This window comes from Mariniradius sediminis, assembly GCF_021491425.1.
GTDB classification, from domain to species: domain Bacteria; phylum Bacteroidota; class Bacteroidia; order Cytophagales; family Cyclobacteriaceae; genus Mariniradius; species Mariniradius saccharolyticus.
Map to the genome: position 1 here is coordinate 565,204 of NZ_JAKEVZ010000001.1, position 14,398 is coordinate 579,601.

Genomic DNA, 14,398 nt, shown 5'->3' on the forward strand with positions numbered 1-14,398 from the left:
GCGTTCACTGAAAAAAAATTCAATCATGAAGAAAATACTGCTGATCATTGTGCTGTTGGGCTTCGCCAAAATGGGTTATTCACAATCCACAACTGTGTGGAAGGACTTGTCGGAAGTGACCTATAAAATTGGCCAGGATGAATTTGGGGAGCTATATATCCCGGTTTTCGGTCCAAAAATCAAAAACCTCGAAGGAAAGGTCGTGGAGGCAGATGGCTACATCATCCCGTTTGAAGGCATGTTTAAACCAGAGCATATCATTCTTTCCTCGCTGCCTTTGGCTGAGTGCTTTTTCTGTGGATCGGGAGGACCTGAGACTGTCATGGAGGTGATGTTGAAAAACCCAATCAAATACACTTCAAAGCGGGTGCGTGTGCGGGGCAAGCTGACACTCAATGATAAGGATCCCGAAAAACTGATGTACATCCTAAAAGAAGCAGAACTTCTAGCGAACTAAATCAAAATGGCCAAATCAATCAATTTGGCCATTTTGCTATTCGGTCCTATTTGTTTTCAGACATCGCACCGACAACTTTTTTCTCCATCTCCAAAAAATCCTTCAGTAAGGCCATGGTTTTTTTACCTGGTTTCCCCTCGCCGATGGCGTGGTTGTCAATTTTGGTGACGGGGAGGATTTTTTTGGTCGTACTTGTCATGAAAACTTCATCCGCATTGAGGAGTTCTTCAAAGGTAATCGGGCGGATCTCCGTGTCTGGAGCCAATTCCAATGTCCGCATCCTAGTGATTCCATGAAGTACATTCTGGTCTGGGGTGGCGATTTTTCCGTCTTTGATGATGAAAATATTTGACCTGGAGCTTTCGGAAATAAAGCCGTTTTGGTGGTAAATCAAGTCTTCGGCCCCCTCTTTTTTCCAGTTGGCACTGTGCCATACAGGGAAGGCGTAATTCGTGGTTTTGATATCGGCTACGGCACGTACATGTTCGGCGGAGACCAACTTGACGCCCGTTTCGTATTTGCTCATCGGTGGAAAATCCAGGGCTTCGCAAAAGATGAACAGACTGCCTGTATTTGGAGAGAAATGATTGTCGGAAATTCCACCGGTTAACAGCATTCTGATTCCTCCGTTTTCGAGTTCATTCTTCGAAACAAGTTCCAGGATCACATCCTCCAGTCCCGCACGGTCCAGGGGAAGCGGGAGGTGCATTTTTTCTGCCGAGCGTATGAACCTATTGAGATAATCCTGTAGGAAAAGCGGGACATAGTGCGCGGTCCTGAAAAAATCAAAAATCCCATATCCCCTGATCAAACCTATGTCCATCGGATGGATCGTGGCCGTCTTGGATTCGCGGATTCTATCCTTGGCAAAACAGTAAGTTTTCATATCCTTCTCAGTCTAAATATCTTTTTTCTATATTTGCAATTATGTTGCAAATAAGTAAGCGAATTCAAATTCATAAGCCGGATTTGATCGGAATATCGGCTTCATTTTTATGCATGGTTCACTGTACGGTTTATCCCCTGATCGTTTCGCTGGGGGTTTTTGTCAAAGGGCCCGGCAACCCGCCGAGACACTTTGGGACCAAATACCAACACACGCATTCCGTTTGGCATTGGCTTGATTACATCTTCATTGCATTTGCAATTTGGGCGGTAATCAATGCGGTCAAAAATACACATTCAGATTTTATAAAAATAGGGTTATGGGCCTCGTTGACGGTATTTTGTTTTGCAATCCTTTTACACGACCGATTTGATTGGATGTTTTTTGTTTCGCTTTCAGCATCCTTTTCATTGGTTATTTTTCATATTTTAAATTGGAAAAATTACAAAACGTGTAATTCGTATAATAAATAGTTTCTTTTTTTAATTTAAATATCTTTTATTTGCTTCCAAACTTAATAACCCCAATGAAAAAAAGCTGGATACTGTTAGTAAGTCTCATTTGGTTTCTGTCCGCCTGTGGCGACAACTTAAAGAAGGAAAATGATTCTCTGAAGGAAGAAGTAATTGCCATTCATGACGAGGTGATGCCCCTGATGGGCGATTTGAAAAACTATCAAAAGCAAGTTGAAAAAAGAATTAGCCAAGCTGACTCCTTGGGGATAAGCCCCGAGGAAGTCGCTGACTTGAAGGTCATGGCGGGTGATTTGGGCAATTCCTTTGAGGGAATGTTTGTGTGGATGCGGCAGTTTAAGTCCAGTTATGATGACATGACCGATGAGCAGGTGCGGGATTACCTTCTTGAACAAAAAATCCTTGTCGAGAAGGTTAATGCCGACATCAAAAAGTCGATGGATCGCTACGAGGCCAAATTCGGCGAAAAATAATCAATGCTTCAAATATTGCCCGGCTTGTGAAGCATCTATCACTCCTTCCTTCGCCCCCCAAATGTTATATAGGTAAGTCATTAGCTGGGCGATTTCCAAATCCGTGAGTTTCGGGTTAGCCGGCATCGCCTCGTTGTATTCAATTCCGTTCACAGTTATCGGGCCAGTTTGGCCGTACTTGATGATTCGGGCGGTTCTACCTTTGTCTGCCAGAAAATAATCCGAGTTCTTGATTGGCGGGATAAGTTTACCCAATCCGCTGCCGTCTTTCTGATGGCAGTTGGCGCAGTGTTGTTCATACAGTATTTTTCCTTGTATGGCGTATTGTAGCACCTTTGTGTCGGTAATGTCAGCTAGCGTTCCCTTTTTTTTGTCGTTATTGGCGGAACACGAAATCAGAAAACCAGCAAAAAGCAAGTATAAAAAGACTTCCCTCATCGGCAGTTATTTCAAGAGTTTTGGGATATCCTTCATCAGCCTGTCGACTTGGTCTTCTTTTGTACCGTCGTATACGCCGCGGATATGGCCATCTTGGTCTATCAAAACAAATGCGCCGGAATGCAGAATACCTCCGGGCTCATTTTGGTCAGCCATGGCGGTGGTGAGATAGCTGGTTTGCCCGATTTCGAAAATCTTTTCCTGATCACCCGAAAGAAAATGCCAGGTTTTGTCATCTTCCACGCCAATTTTGGATGCGTAATCCTTGAGTAGTTCGGGTGTGTCGTGTACAGGGTCTAATGTATGGCTCAGAATCTGGAACCTTGGTTCATCCTTGAATTTTTCGTAAACCCTAAGCATCTGGGTTTTCATGATCGGACAGATTGTGGGACAGGTCGTGAAGAAAAAGTCCGCGACATAGACCTTGCCTTGCATGGAGGCGTTGGTGATGGTCTTGCCTTCCTGATTGGTAAAGGAGAAGTCAGCAATCTTGTGGTAAACAGTATCGGTTACTGTTTTGCCTTCCATTTCAAACTCCTGAACCTCCCGATTGCCCAAGATGGGAAGCTCCCCATTACTTTGGTTCCCAGCGTTATTTCCGTTGCAACTTGAGAATGCTACTGCAATAAACGTGGCAAAAACCCAAACCCTCATTTTCCTTTCCATTTCCATTTGTTAGTTATTGTTCTTCTCCCGTACTTTTTTGTACCATTTGATCCCCAGCATCATGAGTATACTGAGTGCAAACAAGCCGCCGATACCCCAGGCAACGCTCACGATACTTTTTAATACGATCAAAAAGACGATCGCGAACAGGAGAATCGTCGCCAGTTCGTTCCACATACGTAACTGGGTGGAAGTCCACTTGGTTTCCCCACGTTGCAATTGTAGAAAAATGCGGTGACACAGCAAGTGATAAATATACAATACGAAAACAAAGCCCAACTTTGCGTGCATAAATCCCAACTGCATGTAGCCCCATCGATAATACAAGACCCAAAAACCGAATATGAGCGTCAGTATTGCCGAAGGCCAGGTGATGATGTACCAAAGCCGACTTGCCATCAGGTTGAGTTGCGGACTGAGGATTTTTTGCTCTGCCTCGGGTTTGTCGTAGGCTTCGGTTTGATAAATGAAGAGCCTGACGATGTAAAAAAGTCCCGCAAACCAGGTGACAACAAAAATGATATGCAAAGCCTTGATATATTCGAAAGCCATCTTGTGATTTTTGCCCTAAATTAAATCAAAAAACCGTGAAAGTACCCCGAAATAAACTCAACCTCCTATTGATTGGTGCAGCAATCGGTATTGCTGCTTGGCTTTTTTGGGAAAGTGTATCCCAACCTGGGCTCGAACAGTGGTCCGGGAAAATGGAAGAAATGGCTTTTTACCGAAACGAAAACAATACCGGTCCTATTCGCCGGATATATGCGGTCTATGTGAAAGATGCTACCGCAGAAGACATGCGGGCCTATGCCGACCGCATGCCGTATACGAAATACGGAACGACAACAGTGTATTTTTTTTCAGGCCGGGATCGTACGCCTCGGGAATTACGGGCTGAGAATCCGCATTTTGATCCTGATTTTAACTCCTACTGCATAGCTATTTATGAAAAAAACAGCATGGCGCAGGTGCAGTTCAGGCGCAATCCTTTCGATTAAATCAGCTAAATTCACCCATCAAGCCCAATTGATTCCAAATTGAAAAAGAGCAGATTCAGCCCAGAGACTTATATCCAAGGAATCCTCAACGGAGACCGTATGCTTTTGAGCAGGGCGATCACTTTGGTAGAAAGTACCCTGGAAGAAGACCAAACCTTGGCCGGTCAGGTGATGGAGGGAATTCTTCCTTTTTCGGGAAACTCAATTCGGATCGGTATCACTGGCGTTCCTGGCGTTGGAAAAAGCACGTTCATCGAAAAGTTTGGCGGATTAATCGTTGAGAGCAACCACAAACTTGCCGTGTTGGCCGTGGATCCCAGTAGTCAGCAATCCCACGGCAGCATACTTGGCGACAAGACCAGGATGGAAAGTCTTGCTTCGGACAAGAGAGCCTATATCCGCCCCAGTCCGGCAGGAAAGGCACTCGGTGGCCTGAGTGCAAAGACCCGTGAAGCCATGCTTTTATGTGAAGCGGCGGGTTTTGATGTGATATTGATCGAAACCGTAGGAGTAGGCCAATCGGAGACTGCAGTTAGGGGGATGGTGGATTTTTTTCTGCTTCTGATGCTCGCCGGGGCAGGCGATGAACTGCAGGGAATCAAAAAAGGAATTATCGAAATGTGCGACGCTTTGGTAATCAACAAGGCCGACGGTAGCAACCTCGAGGCAGCCAAGCTGGCGATGCGAGACTATGCCAATGCGCTACATTTGTTCCAAGCAAAAGAAAGCGGTTGGACTCCGAAAGTGATGACCTGCTCGGGATTGGAGGGGAGAGGCCTAGCAAAAATCTGGAACGTCGTAGAGGAATACCGAAACGTGATGCAGCTAAACGGCTTTTGGCAACAAAACCGTCAGTCACAAAGAATCCAATGGTTTGATGACCATATCCGGTATTTGTTGGAGTCAAAATTTTATCAAAACCCCGGGGTAAAACTGCGACTGTCCGAGGTTTTACCAGGTGTCCAATCAGGAAACCTTTCTCCAATCAAACAAGCAGAGGAACTTGTCCAAGGATTTCTAAACCGTGCCAAATGACAATTCGAATATTAATGAAATTCAACCATCTTCTGGCGTTTGTTGTCGTTTCCGCACTGGTTTTTTCCTGCCAAACCAAAAAACCAGAAGAATCCCAAGAACGATGGGCTTTTGAAATCAAAAAAATTGAGCAAAAAACCTGCGCAGGGAAGGAGTGTGTCTCTGTTGATATTTCCTATCCGGTTTTTGGGGACGAAAAACTACAATCCCTGATAGAACGGATCATTGTCCAAGGGATGTCTTTTGAGGGGCAACCTGAAACACTTTCCTTGGATTCCGCGGTTCAGGGTTTTATAGGTGAGTATATCGCCTTGAAGAAAGAATTTCCCGATGCCATTTCATGGGAATATTCCATGGAAGTTCGTGTTTCCTATCAAAGCGATTCTCTGTTGAGTTTGGTCTTTGACAGTTTTTCCTTTACAGGCGGCGCCCATCCGAATTCATTTCGCTCCTATCTGAATTTTGACAAGAATACGGGACAAGGAATTACAAATTCTGAGTTGATTCTGGAGGAAAGGACACTACTTTCCAAAGCAGAGGTGGAGTTTCGCAAGTACCATGCAGTCGGTGAGGACATGAACTTGAAGGATGATGGGCGATTTTTTCTAAATGAAAGAGATGAATTTTTTCTCCCTGCCGCGATTGGCTTCGAACTCGATTCTCTGGTACTTTATTACAATTCCTATGAAATCGGCCCCTATGTCATGGGTCCAACCGAACTCAAATTGCCCCTGTCTGAACTGGCTGGAATCGTGGCATTTACAAACAAATAGAGAGATAAAATCAAACCTTGATACCTTTTCACATCCGAGACCCGGAACTTCCTTACCGCAGGACCTCCCAACTTTCTAGTATGACCGCATCTTCAGTTTTTTCTTCAGATCGTTTACGGCATTTCTGAAGGTAGTATCCGTTTCCATTAGGTCATTGACCGTCTGAACGGCGTGGATGACCGTACTGTGGTCCCTGCCACCAAAATGGTACCCGATGGATTTGAGGGAATGGTTGGTAAATTCCTTCGAAAAATACATGGCCACTTGACGGGCTGTCACGATTTCCTTTTTGCGGGTTTTTGCCTTCAGGTCCTCGGTTTTAATGTCGAAATAGTCAGATACGGTCTTTTGGATAAAATCGATGCCCACCTCGTTTTCGATGTCCTTCACGATGTTTTTCATGATGGTCTTGGCCAAGGCCAAATCAATCTCTACCCGATTGAGCGATGCGTGTGCGATCAGGGAAATCATCACGCCTTCCAATTCACGGACATTTGTGTCAACGGTATAGGCAAGATACTCGATGACGTCGTCAGGGATGTAAATACCCTCGGATTGCATTTTCCTACGGATGATTGCGACCCTTGTCTCAAAGTCAGGCATCTGCAGGTCTGCTGTCAGGCCCCATTTGAAGCGGGACAAAAGCCTCTCCTCCAAACCTTTGAGGTCCTTGGGCGGACAATCGGAAGTCAGGATGATCTGCTTCTTGTTTTGGTGGAGGTGGTTGAAGATGTGGAAAAACATCTCCTGCGTTCGATCTTTCCCAGCAAGAAACTGGATATCGTCGATAATGAGCACATCCACTTGCATGTAGAAATTGGTGAAGGACTTTACATTGCCGTCTTTGATCGAATCCATGAACTGGTTGACGAACTTCTCCGAGGACACATAGAGTACAAACTTATCCTCAGGTCCGTTTTTTATTTCGTTGCCAATGGCCTGCACCAAGTGTGTCTTTCCCAATCCCACGCCACCATAAACCATCAGCGGGTTGAAAGAGGTAATGCCGGGCTTGGTTGCGACCGCAAATCCTGCCGATCTCGCGAGTCTGTTGCAATCACCTTCGATATAGGTGTTGAAGGTGTAGTTTGGGTTCAGATTGGATTGCATCAGCCATTCCTCGTTGATCGAGGGAATATCAAATGGGCTTTTTGCCTCTGGAGCTCCTGGTTTTTTTGCTAATGGTGTATTTCCAACCTGCGGGTAGCTGACGACGTAGGGCTGGTTTTGGGAATTTCCCTTATCAACCACGACGGCATATTCCAAGCGGCCATTGGGCCCCAGGGTGGATTTGATCGCCAGCTTCAAGACATTCACGTAATTGTCTTCCAACCATTCGTAAAAAAATTGGCTCGGAACCTGAATGGTCAGTGTCGAGCCCTCCAACCTCACCGGGTTGACGGGCCTAAACCAAGTCGAAAAACTTTGTTCAGGGACATGTTGCTCGATGACGCGCAAACATTCGTTCCAAACTGCATTTGCCTCTGAACTCATTTTCTACTTAATATATCTAAACATGAATTGTTGTGGAAACCCTCACCTCTTTTCGAAGGGTTCCAAATTTGTGGATTTTTAATTTAAATTAAAAATCAAATTCGGCTTGACTTTTTAATAATTCCTTAAAGCCTGACAATTCCATTTGGATTGATTTCGCCGCCTGAAATTATGTGTTTTTGACTTCTGATTTGTGCGATTTCAAGTAAGGGATACAACAGGATTGCGGGAGAATTTTCGATTTTCGGCCTAAGCTAACCGCGTGTCACCCCGGATTATAATTCAGCGTTGAGATTCCATTCGATTATTTGTGGTGGCAAATCCCTGCTGATCGCTTATTTTTGGGTATTGTCTTGCGTACTAACGGCATGCGCTGAGTACAACTGATTGATAAACCCAAATATGAAAAAAACCACTTTTGATGCTTTTCCGCACTCGTCAAAGGAAGACTGGATACGACAGGTCTTGCAGGATATCAGAGGAAAAGACTTTGAGGCCACCCTTACTACCATGAATCCTGACGGGATCAGGATTCAGCCTTGTTACACGGAAGAGGACTCAGTCTCCGGACTCGAGGGTTACCGCAACGCCTTCCATCCCAATCCGGAAATTCCCGGTATCCCCCCTCGGATTTGGGCTAATGTTGGAACCTTCGAGGTCGAGGATGAAAAAGTGTCCAATCGGGAAATCCTTCATGCTTTGATGAACGGGATTGACGGGATCTATTTGAAGATAAATGGACCGATCGATTGGGCAACGCTGCTTAAGGACGTCGGGATTCAGTATATTACAGTGTATTTGGAGACGGAAGGGAGTGTTCTTGAGTTGTGGGAAAGCTTCAAATCCTGGATTCAAGCCGCAGGCATCAAACCGGCCGAGCTGCATGGAGGGATTATCTGGGACGGATTTGTTCAGGCGCTTCAATACCGCTTGGAAAAGGAGGACATTTATGTAAATGCAGCGTCTTTGCTCGCTTCGGTAAAAGCTTATCCGGACTTCCGGCCGCTTGCGATTCGCTTTTCCCATTACCATCAAGCTGGCGCTACGGCCGTTCAGGAGTTGGCATATGGATTCGGTGGCTTGGTTGAGCTTGTGGATGGTTTGGAGAAGCATGGAATTTCACCGGCTGACCTGTTTTCTAATTGCTTCGTCTGCACAGAAGTGGGGGGTGATTTTTTTGGAGAAATAGCCAAAGTCAAATCCGCTCGGGTGATTTTTCACCAGCTTGCAACCTTATATGGCGTATCGATGGAGCCAGAAATGGTAGAAATATTCGTCGGGACAAGTAATTGGACCAAGAGTACTTGGGATGTGAATACGAACTTGCTTCGAAATACTTCCGAAGCGATGGCTGCCATCTTTGGCGGATGCAACGCGCTCGCGGTCGTCACACATGATTTTTCGAAGTCTGATTTTTCGACAAGAATGGCGCGCAATATCTCCAATATCCTCAAAGAGGAATCCTTTTTGGACAAAGTGGTCGATCCTGCCGCCGGTAGTTACTATTTGGAGGTTTTGATTCGGGAGATTTTGGGAAAAGTTAAATCCAAGCTTATCGATATCGAGAAAATTGGCGGCTGGTGGCAAGCATTCGAATCGGGACAGATGCAGAATGAGATTCGTGCGGCACGGGACATGTCAATGGTGGCGGTTTTGGAGGGGCAGTCTCCAAAAATCGGCACCAACAAATTTGCACCGAATGAAAGTCGGCCGAATGTAGAATTGCCTCAAGAGCAGGTCTGGCAATTGTTACCTTGGCGTGAAACCCTATTGTTTGAACACCAAAACCAAAATCCAGCATGAGGCCCGATCTTTCCAAACTTCGATTTGAGTATCAAAACGGTGGTCAAAATGAATCTGCTGGTGTTTGGGAATCTGCCGAAAAGATTCCAGTGCCCGGCGTTATCGGTAGTGAACTGCTGAAGGACGTGTCGCATTTGCGCTACGCGGCGGGAATTCCACCTTTTTTGCGGGGACCTTACAGTACGATGTATGTGATGCGGCCATGGACGATTCGGCAATATGCAGGTTTTTCTACGGCAGAAGAATCTAACGCGTTTTATAGGAGAAATTTAGCGGCTGGACAAAAAGGGCTTTCAGTCGCTTTCGATTTGGCTACCCATCGAGGCTACGATTCCGACCACCCCAGAGTAGTCGGTGATGTTGGCAAAGCTGGTGTTGCGATCGATTCTGTTTTGGACATGAAGGTATTGTTTGATGGGATTCCCTTGGACCAAATGTCTGTCTCCATGACGATGAATGGGGCGGTGATCCCGATTTTGGCCTTTTTTATTGTCGCGGCCGAAGAACAGGGAGTGAAGCCAGAACAGTTGAGTGGCACCATCCAAAATGATATTCTGAAGGAATTCATGGTCCGCAACACCTACATCTATCCGCCTGGGCCATCGATGCGAATCATCGCAGATATTTTTGCTTACACTTCGAAACATATGCCTAAGTTCAATTCCATTTCTATCTCGGGCTACCACATGCAGGAGGCAGGTGCAACTGCCGATTTGGAGCTGGCTTATACCTTGGCGGATGGTTTGGAGTACCTCAGGACAGGCATACAGGCAGGTTTGGATATTGATGATTTTGCGCCGAGGCTTTCATTCTTTTGGGCTATTGGGATGAATTATTTTATGGAAATAGCCAAAATGAGGGCGGGAAGGCTCCTTTGGGCGGAAATCGTGCGGCAATTTGGCCCCAAGGACCCCAAGTCAATGGCGCTACGCACCCATTGTCAAACTTCGGGTTGGTCCCTGACGGCCCAAGATCCCTTCAATAACGTTACACGCACAGCCATTGAGGCTATGGCAGCGGCATTGGGCCATACCCAATCTTTGCATACCAATTCTTTTGACGAGGCGATCGCGCTTCCGACGGATTATTCTGCTCGGATCGCAAGAAATACCCAGCTTTTTCTGCAAGAAGAGACGGGAATTACAAAAGTCGTGGATCCCTGGGGTGGGTCTTTTTATTTGGAATACCTCACAGATCAATTGGTCAAAAAAGCCCGAGTTCTGATCGATGAGGTTGAATCCATGGGCGGTATGGCCAAAGCCATAGATGCTGGGATACCCAAGATGCGTATCGAAGAAGCGGCCGCCAGGAAGCAAGCGCGGATCGATAGCGGCCGTGATGTAATCGTAGGCGTCAATCGGTATCAAACAGAATCAGAGGAGGAGTTTGATATTCTCGAAGTGGACAACAACGCCGTCAGGGAAGCCCAAATCGAGCGGTTGCACCGACTCAAAGCTGAGCGCAGCCAACCGGAAGTCGACGCCGCACTTTCCGCGATCACGGTTGCGGCCGAATCCGGGAAGGGAAATCTTCTCGAATTGGCCGTGGAAGCAGCCCGAAAAAGGGCTACTTTAGGGGAAATATCCTATGCGATGGAAAAAGAATTCGGCAGGCACAAAGCTGCGATCCAATCTGTCAAAGGCGTGTATGCTGGCGAGGCCAAAAACGATAAAGCATTTCAAGAAGCGAGGGCTTTGGCTGACCGTTTTGCGGAATTGGAAGGAAGGAGGCCACGCATCATGGTTGCCAAAATGGGCCAGGACGGCCACGATCGGGGTGCCAAAGTCATTGCGACAGGCTTTGCCGATTTAGGCTTTGACGTCGATATCGGACCTTTATTCCAAACCCCGGAGGAAGTGGCCATGCAGGCGGTCGAAAACGACGTGCATATCGTGGGGGCGTCCTCCCTTGCAGCCGGCCATAAGACCTTGGTGCCAGCGCTGATTGCAGAGCTTAAGCGACTGGGGAGGGAAGATATCATGGTGATTGCGGGAGGAGTGATTCCACCAAAAGACTACCAATTCCTTAGCGATGCGGGCGTCTCAGCTGTCTTTGGCCCAGGGACGGTCATTTCCAAGGCTGCCAAGGAAATTTTGGAAAAATTGATGACCTAGAATCGATTCTTTAAGCCGTTGGTTTATTGCGGGTTGAGGCAAATTATGGTGTATATAATGTGTTTTTGCCGGACTAGTCCCGAGTTGTTTGGGTGAATTTTATCGATTTGCGAGGAGTTTAGAGTTAAATTGTGTCTCTTTTGAACTTGTCAACTATGATGTTTTTGGCGGAATTGAACTTTAAGCTTCCTTGGACCAACCCAGTCCTTGTTTTTTCCAGTATCCTGTTCATCATCCTTTTTGCGCCGCTGCTGCTCAACAAGATAAAAATCCCGCAATTGATCGGGTTGATCATTGCAGGTGCGCTTATAGGACCCAATGGCTTTAATTTGCTGGAAAGGGACAGCAGCGTGGTACTGTTTGGCACGGTGGGATTGCTGTATATCATGTTTTTGGCTGGATTGGAAATCGATATGGCCGATTTCAAGAAGAATTCGACCAAAAGCATCGTCTTTGGTATGTACACTTTTGTGATTCCCATGGTTTTGGGTACGCTTTCGGGTCTCTATATTTTGGGTTTTGGAATGGCAACTTCGGTTCTGTTGGCAAGTATGTTTGCCTCGCATACGCTGATTGCCTATCCAATCATCTCTAAGTTGGGCGTGACGAAAAATAAAGCGGTGAACATCACCGTTGGGGGTACCATGATTACCGATACCTTGGCTCTCTTGGTATTGGCCGTGGTGGTCGGGATGTCTACCGGAGAGATGACAGGCAATTTCTGGCTGAGACTTTTTATTTCCTTGTTGATTTTCGCAAGCATTGTGGTGTTTGTATTTCCAATGTTGGCCCGCTGGTTTTTCAAAAAGAGCGATGACAATATTTCCCAATACATATTTGTTTTGGCGCTCGTGTTTCTCGGTGCGTTTTTGGCTGAGGCCGCAGGAATCGAAGGAATCATTGGGGCGTTCTTGGCGGGTTTGGCTTTGAACAAACTTATACCCCATACTTCTCCGCTTATGAACAGGATTGAGTTTGTTGGCAACGCGCTTTTCATCCCTTTCTTCCTGATTGGCGTTGGTATGTTGATCGATTTTCGGGTTTTCATCTCAGACTTCGAAACGATCAAGGTTGCCATCATCATGACCATCGTGGCGACGCTTGCCAAGTTCCTTGCCGCATATTTCACTCAAAAAACCTTCAGTTTCTCCGTGGCACAGCGAAACGTGATCTTCGGACTGAGCAATGCCCAAGCAGCGGCGACTTTGGCGGCGGTGCTCGTAGGATACAAAATTATCATCGGGGAAAATCCCGACGGCACGCCTATCCGACTATTGGGTGACAGTATTCTGAATGGGACCATCCTGATGATTTTGGTTACTTGTACGATTGCCTCGTTCGTTGCCCAAAGGGGCGGTACCGTGCTTGCCCTTGAGGAGGAAAAAGAATCTTCCGAAGAAAAAGAATCCAATGAACTTGAGGAGAAAATACTTATTCCAGTCAATTACCCGGAAAATATTGAGGAGCTGATCAATTTCGGTGTGACGATCAAATCTAAATCGACAAAGAACTCTCTAATTGCCCTTAACATCATTCCTTCGGATGTCACGGATGAAGCGAAGGAAAAGAATGCCAAGAAGCTTCTGGAAAAAGCTACAAAGGCGGCTGCTGCGACTGATAACATCCTGAGCGAACTTGTCCGGTACGACAGCAATATTGTCAACGGGATATCCAATGTGGCCAAGGAAAACAAGGCGACGGATATCATCCTAGGGCTACATAAGCAGCAATCCATCTCTGATTCTATTCTTGGCAAACTTACAGAGGGCGTATTGTCCAAAATCCAGGTCACGGCATTTATTTACCAGAGTTACCAGCCTTTGAATACGATCGGGAAGTATGTAGTCGTGATTCCCAAAAATGCCGAAAAGGAGCTTGGATTTATACATTGGCTGCTGAGGGTATGGAATATCGGTAGAAATACCGGGGCCAAACTGTCTTTCTTTGCCCATTCGGAAACCTTGGAATTTATTAAAGAGGTTCAGAAAAAGTTTAGCATCGAGGCTCAATTCACGGAGTTTCCTGACTGGGAAGACTTCTTAATATTGTCAAGGGACTTAAAAGAAAATGATGCCTTGATGGTCATCATGAGTCGAAAAAGTGGGGAATCGTACAATCCGGTGATGCAGAAACTGCCCAAATACCTCAACAAGTATTTTAACAAGAACAATTTCATACTGGTCTATCCAATCCAAAATGATCTAGAGGATCCCTACGCCAAAACGGGAGGCACCTCCTTCCTTAATCCCTTGCTTTCCGGTAGCGTCCATACATTGGAGAATTTTTCCGAAGCGATTGGGAAGGTTTTTAAGAAGAAATAGCCAAGCGAACTGAGGAGTCAGTTTCCTGCTGAAGGATTCATGTTCCGGATTGCGGAGATTCTCCAGTTTTCACCCGTTTTAACCACAGAAAAGCTACTCCACATTTCCCTTTTGGATCCGTTTGGACTAGTGATTATATACCGGCAATCTACCAATGCCACATTTTCGCTGAGGAACTTAATCTTTTCGACCTCAAGGCTACGTGTGCCTGGGTTGGAACGGGTGCTTGTCTGCATGCCTGCTGTAGCCTCAGCAATCCCGCTTCTCCATTGTCCGTTTGAGACCAGTTGGTCTATGTCCTCGGTCAGGATTTTACGCAGGAGAATGCTGTCTTGTGTTTCCCTTGCTTCCGAATACTGCATGATGAGAGTTTTGATTTTCTCTTTTTCCTGTAATTTTTCGGACTGCGAAAAGACGGCTATCGGAAAAATCACCAGTATCAGGAATGATAGCTTCATGTTTTTGGA

At 46.1% G+C, this 14,398-nt stretch carries 15 protein-coding genes; 9 read left to right on the forward strand and 6 right to left on the reverse strand.

All coding sequences use genetic code 11. From position 1 onward, the window contains the following. The first annotated feature begins 25 nt into the window (after positions 1-25). A complete protein-coding gene (locus tag L0U89_RS02540; protein WP_008631404.1) occupies positions 26-457 on the forward strand; it encodes a hypothetical protein in 432 nt (143 codons plus the stop codon). A 46-nt stretch (positions 458-503) separates the two neighbouring features. On the opposite strand, the gene L0U89_RS02545 is transcribed toward L0U89_RS02540, so the two are convergent. Beyond that, on the reverse strand, positions 504-1,343 hold the full coding sequence (locus L0U89_RS02545; protein ID WP_234860073.1) for an aminotransferase class IV: 840 nt from the start codon (positions 1,341-1,343) through the stop codon (positions 504-506). A gap of 41 nt (positions 1,344-1,384) precedes the next feature. Between L0U89_RS02545 and L0U89_RS02550 the strand changes: the two genes are divergently transcribed. Both L0U89_RS02550 and L0U89_RS02555 read left to right on the forward strand, forming a co-directional pair. Then, on the forward strand, positions 1,385-1,816 hold the full coding sequence (locus L0U89_RS02550; protein WP_255777788.1) for a MerC domain-containing protein: 432 nt from the start codon (positions 1,385-1,387) through the stop codon (positions 1,814-1,816). A gap of 53 nt (positions 1,817-1,869) precedes the next feature. After that, complete coding sequence (locus tag L0U89_RS02555) at positions 1,870-2,289, forward strand: hypothetical protein (RefSeq protein WP_234860074.1); 420 nt, start codon at positions 1,870-1,872, stop codon at positions 2,287-2,289. Here L0U89_RS02555 and L0U89_RS02560 read toward each other — a convergent pair whose 3' ends face one another. The 3 genes from L0U89_RS02560 to L0U89_RS02570 are packed head-to-tail and all read right to left on the reverse strand — an operon-like array spanning position 2,290 to position 3,945. Next, a complete protein-coding gene (locus L0U89_RS02560; RefSeq protein ID WP_234860075.1) occupies positions 2,290-2,727 on the reverse strand; it encodes a c-type cytochrome in 438 nt (145 codons plus the stop codon). A 6-nt stretch (positions 2,728-2,733) separates the two neighbouring features. Continuing rightward, on the reverse strand, positions 2,734-3,399 hold the full coding sequence (locus L0U89_RS02565; RefSeq protein WP_234860076.1) for an SCO family protein: 666 nt from the start codon (positions 3,397-3,399) through the stop codon (positions 2,734-2,736). A 3-nt stretch (positions 3,400-3,402) separates the two neighbouring features. After that, positions 3,403-3,945, reverse strand: a complete 543-nt coding sequence (locus tag L0U89_RS02570) for a CopD family protein (RefSeq protein ID WP_008631413.1) — start codon at positions 3,943-3,945, stop codon at positions 3,403-3,405. Between the two features lie 35 nt (positions 3,946-3,980). Here L0U89_RS02570 and L0U89_RS02575 point away from each other — a divergent pair, with 35 nt between their 5' ends. From L0U89_RS02575 to L0U89_RS02585, 3 genes are read left to right on the forward strand one after another with little or no spacing between them, the layout of a single operon-like run. Further along, positions 3,981-4,391 carry a hypothetical protein gene (locus L0U89_RS02575; RefSeq protein WP_234860077.1) on the forward strand — a complete coding sequence of 137 codons (411 nt, stop codon included), beginning with the start codon at positions 3,981-3,983 and terminating at the stop codon, positions 4,389-4,391. 39 nt (positions 4,392-4,430) lie between these two features. Next, complete coding sequence (gene meaB / locus L0U89_RS02580) at positions 4,431-5,426, forward strand: methylmalonyl Co-A mutase-associated GTPase MeaB (protein WP_234860078.1); 996 nt, start codon at positions 4,431-4,433, stop codon at positions 5,424-5,426. A gap of 14 nt (positions 5,427-5,440) precedes the next feature. Further along, positions 5,441-6,199 carry a DUF3298 and DUF4163 domain-containing protein gene (locus L0U89_RS02585; protein WP_234860079.1) on the forward strand — a complete coding sequence of 253 codons (759 nt, stop codon included), beginning with the start codon at positions 5,441-5,443 and terminating at the stop codon, positions 6,197-6,199. Positions 6,200-6,274: 75 nt separating this feature from the next. On the opposite strand, the gene dnaA is transcribed toward L0U89_RS02585, so the two are convergent. Next, positions 6,275-7,693, reverse strand: a complete 1,419-nt coding sequence (dnaA, locus tag L0U89_RS02590; RefSeq protein WP_234860080.1) for a chromosomal replication initiator protein DnaA — start codon at positions 7,691-7,693, stop codon at positions 6,275-6,277. A 402-nt stretch (positions 7,694-8,095) separates the two neighbouring features. On the opposite strand from dnaA, the gene L0U89_RS02595 reads away from it, so the two are divergent. The 3 genes from L0U89_RS02595 (at position 8,096) to L0U89_RS02605 (ending at position 13,931) form a co-directional block, all read left to right on the forward strand. Next, positions 8,096-9,496 (forward strand): methylmalonyl-CoA mutase family protein, encoded by a 1,401-nt coding sequence (locus L0U89_RS02595; protein ID WP_234860081.1) that lies wholly within the window; start codon positions 8,096-8,098, stop codon positions 9,494-9,496. Next, positions 9,493-11,610: a methylmalonyl-CoA mutase gene (gene scpA, locus L0U89_RS02600; protein WP_234860082.1), complete on the forward strand. Its 2,118-nt coding sequence runs from the start codon at positions 9,493-9,495 to the stop codon at positions 11,608-11,610. Before L0U89_RS02595 ends, scpA begins: the two co-directional genes overlap by 4 nt. Before the next feature lie 155 nt (positions 11,611-11,765). Further along, on the forward strand, positions 11,766-13,931 hold the full coding sequence (locus tag L0U89_RS02605) for a cation:proton antiporter (RefSeq protein ID WP_234860123.1): 2,166 nt from the start codon (positions 11,766-11,768) through the stop codon (positions 13,929-13,931). A gap of 17 nt (positions 13,932-13,948) precedes the next feature. On the opposite strand, the gene L0U89_RS02610 is transcribed toward L0U89_RS02605, so the two are convergent. Then, positions 13,949-14,389, reverse strand: a complete 441-nt coding sequence (locus L0U89_RS02610; protein WP_234860083.1) for a DUF4440 domain-containing protein — start codon at positions 14,387-14,389, stop codon at positions 13,949-13,951. Positions 14,390-14,398 lie beyond the last annotated feature (9 nt).